This is a genomic window from Sphingopyxis sp. (assembly GCF_016793825.1).
Taxonomy (GTDB): domain Bacteria; phylum Pseudomonadota; class Alphaproteobacteria; order Sphingomonadales; family Sphingomonadaceae; genus Sphingopyxis.
On the sequence record NZ_JAEULM010000019.1, the window covers coordinates 245327 to 264351 of the forward strand.

Consider the following 19025-nt stretch of genomic DNA (forward strand, 5'->3'; position numbering starts at 1 on the left):
AAGAGAGGTATGCCATGATGAAGAAATTTCGAGGCATCGCCTTGGTCGCAGCCTTCGGCCTGCTCGCAGCCGCGCCATCGGGAGCATTCGCCGGCGATTCGTTGTCGGATATGCTCAGCGGAAAATCGGCGATGAAGGGGAAGAAGCTGCAGAAGGCGATCGAGGAGGCCGACGCACATCCACTCGGCAGCGAACAGAATCCGGTACGCGTCGAAATGCCGCCGGGCCAGATCGCCTATCTGAGATCGCTTCGTTGCAGCGACGGCAAGCCACCCCGGTTCGGCCGCGTCGGCAATTTCGGCATCGGCATCTTCGGCAGTATCGTCGATGGCTATGATGTGCGCTGCGAGGGCAGCGAGCCCGCGCAGACTATGGTCTATATGGACATGTATCACGCCGGCCATATCGAGAGCCGACCGGTGCCCGGTTTTACGATCGGCACCGACTGATGACGAGCGGGCTGAACGGCGTCGCGCATGTGATCCTGACGGCGGGCGACTTTGCTCGCTCGACGGCCTTCTGGCGCGATGTCATCGGCTATCTCGGGCTCAAGACGGTCCTGGACAGCGAACATATGCTCTATGGCGTCGGCGGCCGCACCGCCATTGGCATCCGCACGCCCAGCCCCGAACATGCCGGCAAGCGCTTCGATCAGGGCGCGCCCGGATTGCATCATGCGTGCTTTCGGATGCGCGACCGCGCGGCAGTCGACGCGATCCATGACTTCCTGAAGGACCGGGGCGACATCCATATCATCCACGGCCCGCAGGAAGAACCCTGGGCGCCCGGTTATTATTCGATCCTGTTCGAGGATCCCGACGGCATCCGCATGGAATTAAACCATGTCCCCGGTGCGGGCCTGCTCGTCGACGGCGAAGAGATCGGCGGTGCCGACGCCTTCGACGGCAGCTAGAATCCATACACGAGCGTGAAGCGCGTCAGCGTGTCGACCTTCTCGATCCCCGGTGGCGGGTTGCTGTCGATCTCGGCCGAATAGGCGATGCGCGCCGACAGCGCGCCGGTCAGCTTGGCATTGAGCGCGGTGAGCGAACTCGCTGTCGTGTTGCGTTCGCCGACGATCGTCGAGGCGACCTGCGTCAGCCGGATCGTCGGCGACAATTGCCAGCCGAAGTCGAGCCCCGCGAGCGCGTTTATCTCGCTCTCGTTCCGCCCGCTCGTGAAATCGGTCTGGCGCCACGTCGGGCCACCCTTCAGGCTGAGCGACAGGGTCTCGCTGTCGATCATCTTGTAGCCAAGGCCGGCGGAGAGATTCCAGCGCGCATCATAGCCGAGAATACGGTCCTGTTCCCAGCGGCCGAGTCCGTAGGCGAAACCGCGGTCGCTGAACTTGTACTGCGGTTCGGCCTCGACCACGAAACGCTCGACCGAGGTCCGGCCGTTGGTGCGCTGATAATCGGCCTGCGCGCGAACCTTGTAATCCCATTCGAGGCCCTTGCGCGCCAGCGCAAGTCCGGCGCTGAGGCCCTTTGAGCGTGTATTGCCCGTGGCGAGCGATGCACCGATCTGCCCCTCGCCCTTCCAGTTCTGCCAGATCTTCGCCGCCGCCAGCTTCGCCCGCGCCGCAGCCGCCGCCTCGTCCCGGATCCGTTGCCGTTCGGCGCGATAGGCGACCACCCGCGCCTCGATCTCGGCCGCCTGATCGGGATTCGTTTCCTTGGCCAGCTTGGCCACCGCCTCGACATCGCCATCCTTGCCGCTGGCGATGGCGGCGGCGAGCATCTCGCCCACCGGGTCGGGCGGTGCGGCCAGGGGGCTCGCGCTCCGGTGATAGGCTATCAGCGCGTCAAGCTCGCCAAGGCTCGCCGGATTGGCCATCCGCGCATATTTGACCACCGCTTCGACATCGGCATCCTCGCCGCTCGCGAAGGCGGCGTCGATCATCGCGCGCACCGCGTCGGGCAAGGGCGGATCGGCCGGCACGAGCATTGTCGGAATCGGACCCATCAGCACCGGATCGACAAGCGCCGGGTTCGGCTGGGTCGGATTGATCGGCTCCTGCGCCGCATGAACCGGCCCGGCGGCGAGCACAAACAGGCCGAGAGCGGCGAGGCGTGGGACAAAGGTCATCGAAGGTTCCTTCTTCGGGGGACCGGATTCGTTCGATCGGGGTCGGCGCGCCCCACGCCACATCCCCGCCGCCCATAGCCCGAAAGACGCTGGCATTTCCACCCCGACTGCCCCATCTGCAGACCCATGCTGATCGCGATCATCGCCATTTTCTGCGCCGGTGTCGGCAATTTTGCGATGCACCGTGCGTTCATGGAGAGCGATGATCCGCTGGTGCAGCAGATGGTCAGGCCGCTCGCCGACAAGGTTGGGCCGCACATTACCTATATCTTCGAATTCCTGTTGCTCGTCGGGGCAATGGCGATTGCGACGCGCAACTGGTTCACCGCGCTGTTGCTCTATGGCCTTTATACCGTCTTCAACGCGATGGCGTTCAGCTGGGTCATGCACCGGCCGCGCTGACGTCGCCGCAGCGCTGCTACCACGCGGGCCCCGTGATCGACAGGCCTTGCCCCGCAAGCTGATCAAGCACCCCGTCGCGTTCGGCAAGGACGCGCAGCGGCACCACTGCAAGCGTGACGCCCGGCTTTGCCGTCGCCTCCCGAATCGCGGTCACCCATTGTCGGCGCAGCTCGGGGCCGAACGCATCGTTCGTCCATGGCCAGCATCGCCCAAGCGCTTCCTCCAGCGGGTTGGCCATCACCGCAGGGACGTCGAATTCGGTCCAGGCTTTCCCCCGCGCGGCGACGATATCCGGTCCGGCCTCGGTCGCGGCCATCGCGGCATCGAGGCACGCGATGTGCGTTTCCGGCGCCGCGGCGAAGAGGTTGTCGAGCATGTCTTCGCCGCGAACCTCGCCCACCGGCTGCATCGGAATCTTCGCGCCGCGCGCGGCCCTGCGCACGACGTCCGACGCATCGTCGGCGGTATCGCGATTGAACGACAGCCGTTTCGAGAGAAGGTCGAACGCCGTCATCAGAAAATTCTGGCGCGAATAATCCTGGTCGAAACGGCTTTCGAGCGCTTGCAACCGCGCCATCCGGCCGGAATCCAGATAGTCGGCGGCAATCCGGCCTTTCGGTAGCCGGGTGAGCCCCCCGCCCTTGAAGATCAGGCGCAGGATGTCCCCCGGCGACACTTTCGCCTTCGTGCCCAGAATGATGCGCTGCGCCCGTTCGGTCGCGCCTTCGAGGCGCTCCGGGCGCCAGGGCGTCGCCTTGGGGACGGCGGCGATTTCACCGACGAGGATGACGGTGCCGGCACCCGTCCGGATCGTCCACATCGGAGCCCCCGACCGACGCGCGACCACGACGATGTCTTCGCTCTCCGCGGACGCCGCCTCCGGCGATTCCATTGCGGCAAAGCATGCGGGGGCCGCGAGGGCGGCCAGCAAAAATGCGATCGGCAGCGTCTTCACGCGACCCCGTGATACCACCAGACGCCGTCGCGATCCTCGCGCTGCACGCGACCTTCGACTTCCAGCCGCTTCAGATGGGCGAACGCCTCGCCCGTCGCGAGGTTCTGGTTGTGGCCGCCGATCGGCCGGTTGAAGAGCAGCGGAAAGCTGTCGACCGCGCGCATCGGCTTTTCCGCGATCGCCTCGGCCAGCTTGTAGAGCCGCATCCGATGCTCGTCGCGAAGCGCCATCAGGCGGACGTGCAGGCCCCTGAAAGGTTCGCCGTGCGCCGGACAGGTCACCACGTCGCCCGGCACCGTCGCAATCAGCTTGTCGATCGAGGCGAGCCATTCGCCGAGCGGATCGGCGTCGGGTTCGGTGATGTTGACCGAGACGTTGGAACTGATCCGCGGCAATACCTGGTCACCCGAGACGAGGACGCCCTCGCGCTCGTTCCAAAGGCAGGCATGTTCGGGGCTGTGACCCGACCCGGTGACGACGCGCCACCGATGTTTGCCGAAGTCGAGCCGTTCGCCGTCGGTGATCCGCACATAACTGCGCGGCAGGGTGAAGATCATCCGCTGGAACATGTTCCAGCCCCGCGCCCGCTGCTCCGCGATCGTATCTTCGTCCCAACCGGCGGCGCGCGACTGCGCGACCACCTCGTCCGGGGCAGTATCGCTCGAATCGGCGACGATCGCGCGCGCGGTCAGCATTTCGCCGCGGGTCATCCACAGCTTGACGTCGTGCTTCTTCGCGATCCAGCCGGCAAGGCCGATATGGTCGGGATGCAGATGCGTCCCGATCACGCGCGTGATGCGCCGATCCTTCAGCGCGCCGGCGTAGAGCGCTTTCCAAGCATCCGAGCAGATGGTCAGGCAGATGCCGGTATCGACCACCGCGACCCCGTCATGATCGTCGAGCAGCCAACTGTTGATATGGCCGAGCGAGCCCGGCATCGGGATGCGCGCCCAGTTGATTCCGTCGGCGATCCGGATCGTTTCGCCGGCGCCCGGCACGGCGTCGCCCCAGGGGTAGGTCAGCCCGGCATGACTGGTCGCCGTGAAACTGTCGTCCTGGGTCAGCGAGGCATCCGGCGAGCCGCTGGCCGCCGGGATATTGTCGTCGTCGCCCGCGTCCGGCGATTTCGGCACGCCTCAGGCCTGCTCTTCGCTGGCTTCCTCGGCGGCACGCGCCTCGTTCGCGGCCGTACGCTCGGCGCGCAGTTCCTCGAGCAGCGCTTCGCGGTCGCCTTCGAGGCGATTGTCCTCGGGTGCCTTGATGCCCGCCTTTTTCGCGGCCTTGGCGACAAGGGCATCGAGTTCGCGCTGCGAACAGAGGCCCAGCGTGACGGGGTCCTTGGGAACGATGTTCGCGCTGTTCCAGTGGCTGCGATCGCGGATCGCACCGATGGTATTGCGCGTCGTGCCGATCAGCTTGCCGATCGCGCCGTCCGACACTTCGGGATGATTCTTCAGGATCCAGGCGATGCCGTCGGGCTTGTCCTGCCGCTTGCTGACCGGCGTATAGCGCGGACCGCGGGTGCGGCGGATCGTGTCCTGCGCCTGCTTGGTCATCTTGAGCTTGTAATTGGGGTCTTCCTGACCCTTTTCGATTTCTTCCATCGACAGCTCGTGCGCGCGAACCGGATCACGGCCGGTATATTTCGTCGCTGCGGTCTCGTCGGCGATCGCCTGCACTTCCAGAATGTGGATGCCGCAATATTCGGCGATCTGGGCGAAAGTGAGCCCGGTGTTGTCGACCAGCCAGGCGGCGGTCGCGTGCGGCATCAGCGGGGTTGCATCGGCATTGGCCATGGCTGGTTCTCCAAGCGGAAATAATAAGGGCCGCCCCTCGCGGGGCGGCCGGACATTGGCGGCGGCTATATGCCGGTTTGACGAAAGGAGCAAGGCCCGCAGTCCGGCACCCCCGACCGCGCGACATTATTTCCGATCTTCCGCTATGCCGACATCGCGGCAAATCCCGGCTCAGCCTCGATCCGCGCGATCCAGCGCTCCACCGCGGGCGTTTCGGAAAGGACAAACAGCCCGCTGTCCTCGGCGACGTGCGTATAGGCATAGAGCGCGACGTCGGCGAGCGACAGGGCGTGCCCCGCAAGCCAGTCCTGTTTGGCCAGATGCTCGTCCATCAACGCGAGCGCCGCCCTGCCCGCTTCCTGTTTCGCCGGGATCTGCGCGCGCTGGAGGTCGGTGAGATTCCTCTCGCCCACCCAGCCCATCCAGAAACGCAGGGTCGCGATATTGGGTTCGTGATTATATTGTTCGAAGAACATCCAGCGCAGCATGTCGGCCCGGTCGAACCGATCGTGCGGGACAAGGTGCGTGCCTTCGGCCAGCCAGAAGCAGGCGGCATTGCTTTCGGGCAAAAAGCGTTCGCCGACCTGCAGCACCGGGATTCGTCCGTTCGCGTTGACATGCGCCAGAAAGTCGGCGGTCCGCGTCTCGCCTTTCATGATGTCATATTCGCGCCGTTCGATCGGCAGGTCGAGGAAGGCCGCAGTCAGTCGGATCTTGTAGCAGTTTCCGCTCGCCGCATATTCGTGAAGGATCGGCCAGTCGGTCACGGAGCATCCGTTCGCGAAGCAAGCAGCGTCCTGACGACGCTGAGGACGCATGTCGCCGCGACGACCAGCGCGATGCCGGTGAACAGACCGATTGCGCCCCACGGATAAAAGGCGAACGGGTCGGTGGCGGGCCGAGTCAACCAGCCGACGGAAAGCAGCGCCAGCGGCGCGCCGCACAACAGCGCCCACAGAAGATGGCGCCGGGTGAGTACAGCAGCGACACAACAAGTGGCCCAGGCGACGAATACCAGCATCGCGCCATGCTATGCTGCGGCGGCTGTTCTGGCAATCGCAACGCCCGCGCGTCAGTCGGCGATCGTCAGCACGATCTTTCCGACATGCGCGCCGGCCTGCATGCGTGCATGGGCAGCGCTCGCTTCGGCAAGCGGAAAGCTCCGGTCCATCGCCGGCTTCCATCCGCCATTGGACAGGCGCGGCCACAGGGTGCGGTGGATCTCGTCGGCCAGCAGCGCCTTGAATTCGGCGCTTCGCGCGCGCAGCGTCGATCCGGTCAGCGTCAGGCGGCGGCGCATCACCTGCGAAATATCGATCTCGACCTTCGCGCCGCGCTGGAACGCGATCGTCACATGCCGCCCGTCGTCGGCAAGGCATTCAAGGTTGCGCGGTACATAGTCGCCGCCGACCATGTCCAGTACGACGTTCACGCCCTTGCCGCCGGTGAACGCCTTGACCGCTTCGACATAGTCCTGGCCGGAATAATCGACGGCAAGGTCGGCGCCCAGCGCGGTCGCCGCGGCGCATTTGTCGCCGCTGCCGCAGGTGACGATCGTCCTGATCCCGAACAGCTTGCAGAGGCCGATCGCGGTGGTCCCGATGCCGCTGGTGCCGCCATGGATCAGCACCGTCTCGCCCTCGCGGACATAGGCGCGCTCGAACAGATTATGCCAGACGGTGAATACCGTCTCGGGCAGCGCCGCCGCTTCGGCCATCGAAAAGCCGGCAGGTACCGGAAGACAGCTTCCGACCGGCGCGAGGCAATATTCGGCATAGCCGCCACCCGCGACCAGCGCGCAGACCGCCTGCCCCGAAAGCTCGGGATCGCCACCCGGACCGACCGCGACCACGGTGCCCGCGACCTCGAGTCCCGGCAGGTCGGACGCGCCCGGCGGCGGCGGATAAAAGCCCATGCGCTGCAGCACGTCGGGGCGGTTGACCCCGGCCGCGGCGACACGGATCAGCACCTCGCCCGGCCCCGGCTGCGGCACCGGCCGCGCCTCGGGCACCAGCACATCGGGGCCGCCTGGTTCGCGGATCGCGATGGCAGTCATGCTCGCAGGCAGGCTAGTCACTGATATTCCCCCACTTTGGCCGACCGTCCCCACAACGCGGCTGCGCCGCCTTATTGACAGAGGTGCGACACGGGTCAACAGTCGCGCGCCGTAATTCCCGAGCCGCGAGAGAGGAAACGCCATGGACGATGACGACCTTCCCCGCCGCCGCGACGATGTCCTCGCCGCGCTGACGAAGCAATCGCTGGACCCGTTGTCGATCGAGGAACTCGACGATCGCGTCGCCGTTCTGGAAGCCGAGATTGCTCGCACGAAGAACCACAAGGCGGCCGCGGGCGGTTTCAAGGCGAACGCGGAAGCATTGTTCCGGAAGGGCTGAAAGCGGGGGACCCACCTCGATACTGCCAATCTGGTTCCAAATCGATTTTATTCCTAAGATTTTCTTGACCAGATTTTGCTCTCATGCCTTCGGAGGGGAGAGCGCAGGGGTGCGATGTCCGGATAGATCAAGCGACGAGCCTGGACGGCTTCAGGCGCTCGCCGAATATCGTATCGACGAAGAGGCGGGCCTGCCGAGCCTCGATCCTATCGTCGATATGGCGGTGCGCATTTTCGACTGCCCTGCCGCCGCGGTAAACATGATCGGCGACGATCATGTCTTTCTGGCCGCCAACTATGGTATCGACGACTATGAAGCCGGCCGCGACGTCAGCTTCTGCGCCCACGCGATCAACCAGAACGATGTCATGGTTGTCGAGGACACGGCGCTCGATCCCCGCTTTCACGATAACCCCGCCGTATTATCGGGAGCGATACGCTTTTATGCCGGCATCGCCTTGAAGGCGCCGTCGGGACACGCCTTGGGGGCCTTGTGCCTCCTCGACCATCAGCCGCACGCAACCTTCCCCGAAGAAGACCGCGCCCGGCTGAAACAGCTTGCCGGGATGGTCTCGGACAAACTCGAACTCCGGCGGCTGGAAGCCATCGCCGAAGCGCATCCGAGCCGCTTCGAAGCCAGCGCGGAGACATCCCCGAACGCCATCATCTGTTTCGATGGCAACGCCCGAATCAGCGCGTGGAACGGGGCCGCGACGCAAATGTTCGATCGCACGGCCGATGAAATGATCGGCCAGTCAGTGGACGTGCTGATCGCCGAAGAGGATCGCGGCCTCGTCCATGGCGCGATCGCCGACGTGCTGGATGGAGCCGCGCCATGCGCCGCCGCGACCCCGCTGACTGGACTGCGCCGGTCTGGCGAGAGGTTCGCAGGCGAACTGCACTGGTCGCGCTGGCACGAAGGCGACGCCATGCATTTCGGCGCGATCATCCGGGACATGACCGAAAAGCTGCGCGAACATGACGCGCTCTATCGCCTCGCCAATTACGACAGCCTGACCGGCCTGCCCAACCGCAACCTCCTGCACAGGCGATTGTCGGAAGCCCTGGTCGAAGGCGCGCCCACGGTAATCGTGACCGACCTCGGCGGCTTTGCGGACATCAACAACACGCTTGGCCACGATGCGGGCGACAATGTCCTCTGCACCGTCGCAGAGCGCATCCGTGCGGCGGTCGCTGAGCCGGGGCTGGTAGCCCGGATCGGGGGGACGGTATTTGCGATCCTCCTCGACGAGCGGAATCCGGTCGGGCTTCATCGGCTGACCGACGCCGTCCTGGCCGCGATCGCGCAGCCAATCGTCGTCGACGGACAAGAGGTTCGCCTGGCCGGCAATTGCGGCGTTGCCATCGCTCCCGGGCACGGGGAAAGCCACGACGAACTGATCACCAGCGCTCAGCTCGCTTTGTTTCAGGCTCGCAGCAGCGGCCGGGGCAGCAGCAGCCTCTTCACCTCGCACCTTCGCGCCGAAGCGGTTGCCCGCCGCATGTACGACGCAGAGTTGCATCGTGCACTGGAACGCCATCAGTTCACGCTTTTCTATCAGCCGCAAGTCCGGCTTGCCGACGGCGCGCTTGTCGGGGCGGAAGCGCTCATCCGCTGGCACCACCCCGAACGCGGGCTGCTCTTGCCCGCGGCATTTCTGCCGGCACTCGACGGCGGCGTCCTCGCCGAGCCGGTCGGACGATGGGTTCTCGACGCCGCCTGCGCGCAGGCCGCCGCCTGGCAAGCCTTCGATCCCGAATTCCGGATGAGCATCAACCTGTCGGCCGCGCAGTTTCGGTCGGGAGACCTCGAAAGACAGGTTCGGGACGCACTCGACCGCCATGGTCTTCGCCCGCAGACGCTCGAGCTCGAAATCACCGAAAACATCCTTCTCCACGGACAAGCCAATATCCTCGAACAGCTCGGGGCCATCCGCGATCGCGGCATTCGCCTGTCATTCGATGATTTTGGAACGGGCTTCGCCTCGCTCAACCTGCTGCGCGACTATCCGGTCAGCCACATCAAGATCGACAAGAGCTTTACGCGGCTGGCGCGCGGTTCCGGGCGCGACCGGGTGATCGTCACGAGCCTGATCGACATGGCTCGTCAACTGGGAATCGGAGTCATTGCCGAAGGGATCGAGCTGATCGAGGATGCCGAATTCCTGCGCGAAAACGGTTGCGACGAGGGACAAGGCCACTATTTCGGCAAGGCAGTCCCGCCCGCGGTCTTTGCCGAGCAACAGCTTCGCGCGACGCCGCGCCGCGCTAACGGCTGAGCGCTCCGGTCGCCCGCTTTTCGCAACCTCCCGTTAACCATGAATCAATCCGGTCATCGTAATTTCACGCTGGCCTCCGCTTTTCCCTTGCGGTGGGGCGGCGGCATCGCCACGTTATGTTTCCAAGGGGGCCGCCATCTCCCCGGCCTGGTCCCCGCAAGGAGATGAATGACCATGCCGTCCTTTTCGGAAAGCCTCGAAAAGACCCTCCACAACGCTCTGAAGGCCGCTTCGGAACGTCACCATGAATATGCGACGCTCGAACATCTGCTCTACGCACTGATCGACGACGATCATGCCGCAGAAGTGATGCGCGCCTGCGGCGTCGCGCTCGACGACCTGCAATCGGCGGTCGTCCATTATCTCGACACCGAACTCGACAGCCTGAAGGTCGAGGGGCATAGCGATCCGTCGCCGACGTCGGGCTTCCAGCGCGTCGTCCAGCGCGCGATCCTGCACGTCCAGTCGTCGGGCAAGGATGAGGTGACGGGCGCCAACGTCCTCGTCGCGCTCTTCTCCGAACGCGAAAGCTATGCCGTCTATTTCCTGCAACAGCAGGATTTGACCCGCCTCGACGCGGTCTCCTACCTCAGCCACGGCGTCGGCAAGGGCGGCAAGCCCTCGCCCACCGCCGAACCCGAGGAAAAGGAAGAGGCGAAGGACAAGAACGAAGGCAAGTCCAAGAAGGAAACCGCGCTCGACCAGTTCACCGTCAATCTCAACGAAAAGGCGAAGGGCGGCAAGGTCGACCCGCTGATCGGCCGCAGCGCCGAGGTCGATCGCACGATCCAGATCCTCTGCCGCCGCAGCAAGAACAACCCGCTCTATGTCGGCGATCCCGGCGTCGGCAAGACCGCGATCGCCGAGGGCCTCGCGCGCAAGATCGTCGAGGGCGACGTGCCCGAGGTGCTGCTGCCCGCCGTCATCTATTCGCTCGACATGGGCGCGCTGCTTGCCGGCACGCGCTATCGCGGCGATTTCGAGGAACGGCTGAAACAGGTCGTCTCCGAACTCGAAGGCCTGCCGCACGCGATCCTGTTCATCGACGAGATCCACACGGTGATCGGTGCCGGCGCCACCAGCGGCGGCGCGATGGATGCGTCGAACCTGCTGAAACCTGCGCTGTCGGGCGGTGTCATCCGCTGCATCGGATCGACGACCTACAAGGAATTCCGCAATCATTTCGAAAAGGATCGGGCACTGCTGCGCCGGTTCCAGAAGATCGACGTGATCGAGCCGACGCTGGAAGACACGAAAAAGATCCTCGCCGGGCTGCGCGAAGCGTTCGAGAGCCATCACAATGTGAAATACACCAGCGACGCGATCAACGCGGCGGTGGAACTGTCGGCGCGGTACATCAACGACCGCAAGCTGCCCGACAAGGCGATCGACGTGATCGACGAGGTCGGCGCGATGCAGATGCTGGTGCCGCCGTCGAAGCGCCGCAAGACGATCACCGCGAAAGAGATCGAGGCGGTCATCGCGACGATGGCGCGGATCCCGCCCAAATCGGTGTCGAGCGACGACAAGAAGGTGCTGGAAGGGCTGGAGACCGACCTGAAGCGCGTCGTCTTTGGCCAGAACACCGCCATCGAGGTGCTGTCGTCGGCGATCAAGCTGTCGCGCGCGGGCCTGCGCGATCCCGAAAAGCCGATCGGCAACTATCTCTTCTCGGGTCCGACCGGCGTCGGCAAGACCGAGGTTGCGAAGCAGCTCGCGTCGATCATGGGCATCCCGCTCCAGCGGTTCGACATGTCCGAATATATGGAACGCCATTCGGTCAGCCGCCTGATTGGCGCCCCGCCGGGCTATGTCGGTTACGATCAGGGCGGTCTGCTGACCGATGCGATCGACCAGAATCCGCATTGCGTGCTGTTGCTCGACGAGATCGAAAAGGCGCATCCCGACCTGTTCAACATCCTGCTTCAGGTGATGGACAACGGCCGCCTGACCGACCACCACGGCAAGACGGTCGACTTCCGCAACGTCATCCTGATCATGACGACCAATGCGGGCGCCAGCGACATGGCGCGCGAGTCGATCGGCTTTGGCAAATCGACGCGCGAGGATGTGCAGGAAGAGGCGGTGAAACGCATGTTCACCCCCGAATTCCGCAACCGCCTCGATGCGATCGTTCCCTTCGGCTATCTGCCGCCCGAGGTGGTGACCCGCGTCGTCGACAAGTTCATCCTGCAACTGGAATTGCAGCTTGCCGACCGCAACGTCCACATCCAGCTCGACGACGGTGCCCGCGAATGGCTCACGTCGAAGGGCTATGACAAGCTGTATGGCGCGCGTCCGATGGGCCGCCTGATCCAGGAAAAGATCAAGCAGCCACTCGCCGAGGAACTGCTCTTCGGCAAGCTGGTCCACGGCGGCGAGGTCAAGGTGAAGCTGAAGGAAGGCGAAGATGCCAAGGTGGGCAACCCGCTGACTTTTGAAATCACGCCGGCGGCGCCGAAGGCGGGCAAGGGCAAGGCGAAGGCCAAGCCGGAGAAAGCGGCGGAGTAAGCGACCTGATAATCACGTCATCCCGGCGAAGGCCGGGATCTCGACACCGCGTTTCGACGCCTGCTTGAGATCCCGGCCTTCGCCGGGATGACGAGTTACGCTTACGGCCCTCGCATTTCGGCGCCATATCGCCTATATCCTTCGCCATGTACGATTATGTCTCTGTAACCGCCGACGATGCGGCCGCCCCTGCCCGCGTCCGCGACGGCACGATCAAGCTGCATGACGAGGCGGGCTTTGCCGGGATGCGCAAGGCGGGCCGGCTGTCGGCGGAAATCCTCGACGCACTTGTGCCCTTCGTCCAGCCCGGGGTGACGACGGCGGCGATCGACGACCTCGTCCGGCAGATGATGCTCGACGGCGGCGGCATTCCGGCGACGCTCGGCTATCGCGGTTTCACGCATAGCTGCTGTACCAGCATCAACCATGTCGTCTGCCACGGCATCCCCGACGACCGGCCCGTGCGTGAAGGCGATATCGTCAACATCGACGTCACGACGATCATCGACGGCTGGCACGGCGACACCAGCCGGATGTACCTGGTCGGCGACGTGCCGATCAAGGCGAAGCGGCTGGTCGAGGTTACGTACGAATGCCTGATGCTCGGTATCGAGCAGGCGAAGCCGGGCAATCGCATGGGCGACGTCGCGCACGCGATCCAGAACCACGCAGAGCGTCACCGCTATTCGGTCGTTCGCGATTTCTGCGGCCACGGCCTTGGCCAGATGTTCCACGACGCGCCGGAAGTCGTCCATGCCGGCCGCCCCGGCACCGGGCCCGAACTGCGGCCCGGCATGTTCTTCACGATCGAACCGATGATCAACACCGGCAAATATGCGGTGAAAATGCTTGCCGACGGCTGGACCGCGGTGACCCGCGACCGCAGCCTCTCGGCGCAGTTTGAACATAGCATCGGCATCACCGAGACGGGATGCGAGATTTTCACCGCCAGCCCCAAGGGCCTGAACGCGCCGCCTTGGAACTGATCCCCGCCAATTCGTCATCCCGGCGAAGGCCGGGTGACTATTGCGCGATGCAAGCGATCTAACCTCTCGCCGCTCCCCCCATTTTCCCGCTTGCACCGCGCTCTCTTCGGGCGCAGTCTTGACGTTAACGTCAAGCATAGGCGTGGGAGAGAATGGGATGGCGAAACGGGTCTTTTCGGTCGCGCTCTTGGGCTGCGCGGCACTGGCACTGGCGGCGTGCAACGCATCGAAGAATGACAGCATCTCGGGGGGCGGATCGCTCGACGAGGCGGAAAAGGCCAGCGAGGCCCTGCTCAAGACCGGCGGCAACGGCGATAACTGGGCCGGCATCGGCTACAGCTATGACGAACAGCGCTTCAGCCCGCTCACCGATATCAACGACAAGAATGTGGGCCAGCTTGGCCTCGCCTGGTTCGCCGATCTCGAGGATGCGCGAGGGCAGGAGGCGACGCCCGTCGTCGTCGACGGCACGCTCTATGTCAGCCACGCCTGGTCGAAGGTCGACGCATGGGACGCCGCGACCGGCAAGAAGCTCTGGAGCTTCGATCCCAAGGTGCCCGGCGAGCGTGCGGTCAGCGCCTGCTGCGACGTCGTCAACCGCGGCGTTGCGGTGTGGGGCGACAAGGTCTTCGTCGGCGCGCTCGACGGCCGGCTGATCGCCCTCGACCGCAAGACCGGCAAGGAATTGTGGTCAACGCAGACCTTCGACACCTCGAAACCCTACACGATCACCGGCGCCCCGCGCGTGGTGAAGGACATGGTGCTGATCGGCAATGGCGGCGCCGAGTTCGGCGTGCGCGGCTATGTCACCGCGTACGACGCCGACACCGGCAAGGAGCGCTGGCGCTTCTACACCGCCCCGAACCCGGAAAAGCGGAAGGACGGTGCGGCCAGCGACGATATCTTCGCGTCGAAGGGCAACGCGACATGGTCCGACAAGGGCGAATGGAAGGTATCGGGCGGCGGCGGCACCGTGTGGGACGCCATCGTCTACGACAAGGATCTCGACCAGATCTACCTTGGCGTCGGCAACGGCAATCCATGGAACCATGGCGAACGCTCGAACGGCGAAGGCGACAACTGGTTCCTCTCCTCGGTGGTCGCGCTCGATGCGACGACCGGAAAATACAAGTGGCACTATCAGGAAACCCCTGGCGAGACGTGGGATTATACCGCGACCCAGCCGATCATCCTCGCCGAGCAGGCGGTGAACGGCAAACCGACCAAGGTGCTGTACCATGCGCCGAAGAACGGCTTCTTCTTCACCCTCGATCGCACCAACGGCAAGCTGATCGACGCGAAGCCGTTCGTCGACGGGATCAACTGGGCGACCGGCTACGACATGGCGACGGGCCGCCCGATCGAAAATCCCGAATCGCGCTTCTACAAGACCGGCAAGCCGTTCATTGCGATCCCCGGCGCGCTCGGCGCGCATAACTGGCATCCGATGAGCTACAATCCCGCGACGGGCCTCCTCTATATTCCCGCGCAGCAGATACCGCAGGGCTATCTTCAGGACATGAGCGAGCTCGACAAGCGCAAGGTGCTGGGCTTCAACGTCGGCACGTCGCTCGACAAGACGATGCTCCCCGACGACAAGGCGGCGTTCAAGGCCGCGATCGCCGCGACCACGGGCCGCCTCGTCGCCTTCGATCCGCGCACGGGCAAGGTCGCGTGGGGCATCGACTATCCCGCCGCGTGGAACGGCGGCACGATGACGACGGCGGGCAATCTCGTCTTTCAGGGAACGAGCACCGGCCGCTTCCGCGCCTATGCCGCCGACACCGGCAAGCAATTGCTCGACCTCGACATGCAGTCGGGGATCGTCAGCGCACCCTCGACCTTCCGCGTCGGCGGGGTCCAGTATGTCGCCTTCCAGACGGGCAAGGGCGGTGCCTTCCCGCTGGTCGCCGGGGTCGCGGGCGGGGTGACGCGCAAGCTGCCCAACCTGCCGCGCCTCGTTGTGCTCAAGGTCGGCGGAACGGCGAAGCTTCCTGCCCCCCCGGCGACGACCACGCTGGCGTGGAACCCGCCGCCGCAGTTCGGCACGCCGCAACAGATTGCCGCCGGCAAGGCGCATTTCGGACGCTATTGCATCGTCTGTCATGGCGACAGCGCGATCGGCAACGGCTTCACCCCCGACCTTCGCGTCTCCGGCGCGCTCACCAGCGCCGACGCATGGAAGGCGGTGATCCTGGACGGCGCGCTCAAGGATCGCGGTATGGTGAGCTTCGCGCGCGTCCTCACCCCCGCCGATGTCGAGGCCGTCCGCGCCTATGTCATCGACCGGTCGAACTGGACCAAGGCCAACCTCGCCGACACCGCGCCGCCGGTTGGGCGGTAGGACCAGTCCCGCCCCTCTCCGCAACCGATGAAAATTGCGGAGGGGATTGGACAGGATTTTGTCACGCAAAGGCACGAACAAGATCGCGCCTTCGCGCCCTTGCCCACCGCAAGATGGAATGACCCTCGCCGTTCATGCCCATAATTTAGGCAGAGAAACCACCTCGTTGCCTACCCCTTGAGCAAGCCCGTCCTGCCCCGCCTCGAATCTTCGCGAAAGCACGCGATTCGCCAATTGGCACGGGTCTTGATTGGTGCAAGATGACGACGCCTCGCAGCGACTCATGAGGAGCGAACCGGACCAGGCTGGCCTGATCCGGCTTTCCCTGCGAGCACAGAGACAGACCCAGTGGGGGACAAGGCGCGTGAAGAAGATTGAGGCGATCATCAAGCCGTTCAAACTCGACGAAGTGAAGGAAGCCCTGCACGAAGTCGGCGTCAGCGGCATCACCGTGACTGAGGCCAAGGGCTTCGGTCGGCAAAAAGGCCACACCGAACTGTATCGTGGCGCCGAATATGTCGTCGATTTCCTGCCCAAGGTGAAGCTGGAAGTCATCGTCGAGGATTCGATGGCCGAACGTGTGGTCGAGGCGATCGCGGCGGCGGCCCAGACCGGCCGAATCGGCGACGGCAAGATTTTCGTGATCCCGGTCGAAACGGCCCTCCGCATCCGCACCGGCGAACGCAACGAGGACGCCCTGTAAGCGCGTCCGCTCTCCATCCTGTTCAACCAGACCCCGGCGCGAGCCGGTCATCATCGCAAGAAGGAAGTCTCTGCCATGGCTACGAAGCCCAAGGATATCATCGCGCGGATCAAGGAAAACGACATCGAGTGGGTCGATCTGCGTTTCACCGACCCCAAGGGCAAGTGGCAGCACCTGACCATGGTGGCCTCGATCCTCGGTGAGGACGAACTCGAGGACGGTCTGATGTTCGACGGCTCGTCGATCGAAGGCTGGAAGGCGATCAACGAGTCGGACATGATCCTGAAGCCCGACCTCGACGCCGTCTATGACGATCCTTTCTCGGCGACCCCGATGCTCGTGATCTTCTGCGACATCGTCGAACCGTCGACCGGCGAAGGCTACGCCCGCGACCCGCGCACGACAGCCAAGCGCGCCGAGGCCTATGTCGCCTCGACCGGCATCGGCGACACCGTCTATGTCGGCCCCGAAGCCGAATTCTTCATGTTCGACGACGCGCGGTTCGAAACCGGCTACAACAAGTCGGGCTTCGAGATCGACGACATCGAGCTGCCGACCAACACCGGCCGCGCCTATGAAGGCGGCAACCTCGCCCACCGTCCGCGCGCCAAGGGCGGCTACTTCCCCGTCGCCCCGGTCGACAGCGCCGTCGACATCCGCGCCGAGATGGTTTCGACCATGCTCGAAATGGGCCTGCCCTGCGACAAGCATCACCATGAGGTCGCCGCCGCGCAGCACGAACTCGGCCTGACCTTCGGCACGCTGACCGAAACCGCAGACCGCATGCAGATCTACAAATATGTCGTGCACCAGGTCGCGCATGCCTATGGCAAGACCGCGACCTTCATGCCGAAACCGATCAAGGACGACAACGGCAGCGGTATGCACACCCACATCTCGATATGGGAAAAGGGCAAGCCGCTGTTCGCCGGCAACGGCTATGCCGGCCTTTCGGACATGTGCCTCTATTTCATCGGCGGCGTCGTCAAGCATGCCAAGGCGCTGAACGCCTTCACCAACCCGACGACGAACAGCTACAAGCGTCTTGTCCCCGGCTTCGAAGCGCCGGTGCTCCTCGCTTACTCAAGCCGCAACCGTTCGGCCTCGTGCCGCATCCCTTATGGCGCGGGCGCCAAGGCAAAGCGTGTCGAGTTCCGTTTCCCCGACGCGATGGCAAACCCCTATCTCTGCTATTCGGCGCTGCTGATGGCGGGCCTCGACGGCATCCAGAACAAGATCCACCCCGGCGACGCGATGGACAAGAATCTGTACGATCTGCCGCCCGAGGAACTGGCCGAAGTCCCGACCGTTTGCGGCAGCTTGCGCGAAGCGCTCGACTCGCTGCTCGCGGACCATGACTTCCTGCTCAAGGGCGACGTTTTCTCGAAAGACCAGATCGAAGCCTATGTCGAACTGAAGTGGGACGAAGTCTATCGCTTTGAACAGACGCCGAGCCCGGTCGAATTCGATATGTACTACAGCGCCTGACCACTGGAAGGCGCTACAAGGGGGGCGTCCGGTCTGGGGGGATCGGACGCCTTTTCACGTTCAACGCTGAAGCATCCCCCGCCGCCCGATCGCCAGGAAGGACCCGGCAAGCATCAGCGCGGAGAGCGCGGTGACAACGTCGATCGGCGTCAGCACCAGCCCGAAACCGAGGAAATCGGCCGCCGCCCAGATCGTCAGCCCGACCCAGCTCAGGGTGAAGGACCACAGACATCCTTCCAGCGCCAGTTGCCAGTTCAGTTCGTCGAACCGGCCGCGCCAGCGCCAGCTCGCGATCACGCCCCCTGCGATCACCAGCACCAACACCGCCATCGCGCCGGCCGCGGGTATGAGGCCCGCTGCGAAATCCGGCGTACGCGCCAGCGCGAGAAGGATCAGCACGATCCCGATCCCGCCCATGGTCACGACCGACAGCAGCATGCCCGACCGTTCCTCGCGCAACTCATCGGCGTCGGCGACGTTGAGCAACTGCGCGCCGGCGCGTGGCGCCGCCAACCCGAACCCGACCAGCGCCGCCATCAGGCAATAGATGAGCCCAACCGCCGCAAGCGCGACCCGCGATGGCCCCATCGCGTCGATCAATCCGCCGCCCATCAGGCCCAGCATCGCGGCGGCGGCGGCCATTCCGACCACGCCGCCCGCGATCATGCGGATCAAGGATTGTTTCCATTTCGTGGTGTTGTCCTGCGTCATCACGGTCATCCTTCGCCCTCCGGCAGCCAATGGTCGATAAACAGCTCACGCACCTCCAGCCCGAACAATTGCGCCATGCGGAGCGCGAGCGGGAGGCTGGGGTCATATTTGTCGGTTTCGACGGCGTTGATCGTCTGGCGCGAAACACCGAGCCGGCGCGCCAGTTCGCCCTGGCTCCAGCCCGCCCGCTCGCGGTGATCGCGCACCCGATTTTCCAACGACCGCTCTCCATCCTGTAAAACATTCTTTACAGGCATGACGCTGCCCTGTCAAATACTCTTTACAGGTCGGCAGGCGCGATGCAGGCGCAACATTGACGCTTTGGTAAACCGCCTGCCCTAGAATGGCGCGACCATTGCGGGGGATT

At 64.5% G+C, this 19025-nt stretch carries 19 protein-coding genes; 10 read left to right on the plus strand and 9 right to left on the minus strand.

The window, feature by feature from the left end:
- Positions 1-14: 14 nt before the first annotated feature.
- Together JNM03_RS05550 and JNM03_RS05555 are read left to right on the plus strand one after the other, a co-directional pair.
- A complete protein-coding gene (locus tag JNM03_RS05550) occupies positions 15-449 on the plus strand; it encodes a hypothetical protein (RefSeq protein WP_294035100.1) in 435 nt (144 codons plus the stop codon).
- A complete protein-coding gene (locus tag JNM03_RS05555; protein WP_294035102.1) occupies positions 449-913 on the plus strand; it encodes a VOC family protein in 465 nt (154 codons plus the stop codon). The genes JNM03_RS05550 and JNM03_RS05555 overlap by 1 nt, the downstream gene beginning before the upstream one ends.
- Here the strand turns inward: JNM03_RS05555 and JNM03_RS05560 are convergent.
- A complete protein-coding gene (locus tag JNM03_RS05560; protein WP_294035104.1) occupies positions 910-2088 on the minus strand; it encodes a YdiY family protein in 1179 nt (392 codons plus the stop codon). The two genes, JNM03_RS05555 and JNM03_RS05560, sit on opposite strands and share 4 nt — an antisense overlap.
- A 126-nt stretch (positions 2089-2214) precedes the next feature.
- Here JNM03_RS05560 and JNM03_RS05565 point away from each other — a divergent pair, with 126 nt between their 5' ends.
- Positions 2215-2490, plus strand: a complete 276-nt coding sequence (locus JNM03_RS05565) for a hypothetical protein (RefSeq protein WP_294035106.1) — start codon at positions 2215-2217, stop codon at positions 2488-2490.
- A 16-nt stretch (positions 2491-2506) separates the two neighbouring features.
- Here JNM03_RS05565 and JNM03_RS05570 read toward each other — a convergent pair whose 3' ends face one another.
- The 6 genes from JNM03_RS05570 to JNM03_RS05595 all read right to left on the minus strand — a co-directional run bounded on the left by JNM03_RS05570 (position 2507) and on the right by JNM03_RS05595 (position 7318).
- Positions 2507-3382, minus strand: a complete 876-nt coding sequence (locus tag JNM03_RS05570) for a TraB/GumN family protein (RefSeq protein WP_294035108.1) — start codon at positions 3380-3382, stop codon at positions 2507-2509.
- 59 nt (positions 3383-3441) lie between these two features.
- On the minus strand, positions 3442-4578 hold the full coding sequence (locus JNM03_RS05575; RefSeq protein WP_294035110.1) for an MBL fold metallo-hydrolase: 1137 nt from the start codon (positions 4576-4578) through the stop codon (positions 3442-3444).
- Positions 4579-4581: 3 nt separating this feature from the next.
- Positions 4582-5214 carry a DUF1013 domain-containing protein gene (locus tag JNM03_RS05580; protein WP_294035346.1) on the minus strand — a complete coding sequence of 211 codons (633 nt, stop codon included), beginning with the start codon at positions 5212-5214 and terminating at the stop codon, positions 4582-4584.
- A 170-nt stretch (positions 5215-5384) separates the two neighbouring features.
- On the minus strand, positions 5385-6008 hold the full coding sequence (locus JNM03_RS05585) for a glutathione S-transferase family protein (protein ID WP_294035111.1): 624 nt from the start codon (positions 6006-6008) through the stop codon (positions 5385-5387).
- Positions 6005-6262 carry a hypothetical protein gene (locus JNM03_RS05590; protein ID WP_294035113.1) on the minus strand — a complete coding sequence of 86 codons (258 nt, stop codon included), beginning with the start codon at positions 6260-6262 and terminating at the stop codon, positions 6005-6007. Before JNM03_RS05590 ends, JNM03_RS05585 begins: the two co-directional genes overlap by 4 nt.
- Before the next feature lie 51 nt (positions 6263-6313).
- Complete coding sequence (locus JNM03_RS05595) at positions 6314-7318, minus strand: NAD(P)H-quinone oxidoreductase (protein ID WP_294035115.1); 1005 nt, start codon at positions 7316-7318, stop codon at positions 6314-6316.
- A gap of 121 nt (positions 7319-7439) precedes the next feature.
- Between JNM03_RS05595 and JNM03_RS05600 the strand changes: the two genes are divergently transcribed.
- The 7 genes from JNM03_RS05600 (at position 7440) to glnA (ending at position 17947) form a co-directional block, all read left to right on the plus strand.
- The gene (locus JNM03_RS05600; protein WP_294035116.1) at positions 7440-7637 is read left to right on the plus strand and encodes a DUF1192 domain-containing protein; all 198 of its coding nucleotides are present in this window, start codon (positions 7440-7442) and stop codon (positions 7635-7637) included.
- Positions 7638-7746: 109 nt separating this feature from the next.
- Entirely contained in the window at positions 7747-9915 is a 2169-nt protein-coding gene (locus tag JNM03_RS05605; RefSeq protein WP_294035118.1) for an EAL domain-containing protein, read from the plus strand.
- A 174-nt stretch (positions 9916-10089) separates the two neighbouring features.
- The gene (gene clpA / locus JNM03_RS05610) at positions 10090-12426 is read left to right on the plus strand and encodes an ATP-dependent Clp protease ATP-binding subunit ClpA (protein WP_294035347.1); all 2337 of its coding nucleotides are present in this window, start codon (positions 10090-10092) and stop codon (positions 12424-12426) included.
- A 146-nt stretch (positions 12427-12572) separates the two neighbouring features.
- Positions 12573-13412: a type I methionyl aminopeptidase gene (map, locus tag JNM03_RS05615; RefSeq protein WP_294035120.1), complete on the plus strand. Its 840-nt coding sequence runs from the start codon at positions 12573-12575 to the stop codon at positions 13410-13412.
- 157 nt (positions 13413-13569) lie between these two features.
- Positions 13570-15756 (plus strand): PQQ-dependent dehydrogenase, methanol/ethanol family, encoded by a 2187-nt coding sequence (locus JNM03_RS05620; protein WP_294035122.1) that lies wholly within the window; start codon positions 13570-13572, stop codon positions 15754-15756.
- A gap of 364 nt (positions 15757-16120) precedes the next feature.
- A complete protein-coding gene (locus JNM03_RS05625) occupies positions 16121-16459 on the plus strand; it encodes a P-II family nitrogen regulator (RefSeq protein WP_037518110.1) in 339 nt (112 codons plus the stop codon).
- 75 nt (positions 16460-16534) lie between these two features.
- Positions 16535-17947, plus strand: coding sequence for a type I glutamate--ammonia ligase (gene glnA, locus JNM03_RS05630; RefSeq protein ID WP_294035124.1), 1413 nt, complete (start codon positions 16535-16537; stop codon positions 17945-17947).
- Positions 17948-18007: 60 nt separating this feature from the next.
- Here the strand turns inward: glnA and JNM03_RS05635 are convergent, their stop codons facing one another.
- Both JNM03_RS05635 and JNM03_RS05640 read right to left on the minus strand, forming a co-directional pair.
- Positions 18008-18658 (minus strand): hypothetical protein, encoded by a 651-nt coding sequence (locus JNM03_RS05635; protein WP_294035126.1) that lies wholly within the window; start codon positions 18656-18658, stop codon positions 18008-18010.
- A 5-nt stretch (positions 18659-18663) separates the two neighbouring features.
- On the minus strand, positions 18664-18876 hold the full coding sequence (locus JNM03_RS05640) for a helix-turn-helix transcriptional regulator (protein WP_294035128.1): 213 nt from the start codon (positions 18874-18876) through the stop codon (positions 18664-18666).
- Positions 18877-19025 lie beyond the last annotated feature (149 nt).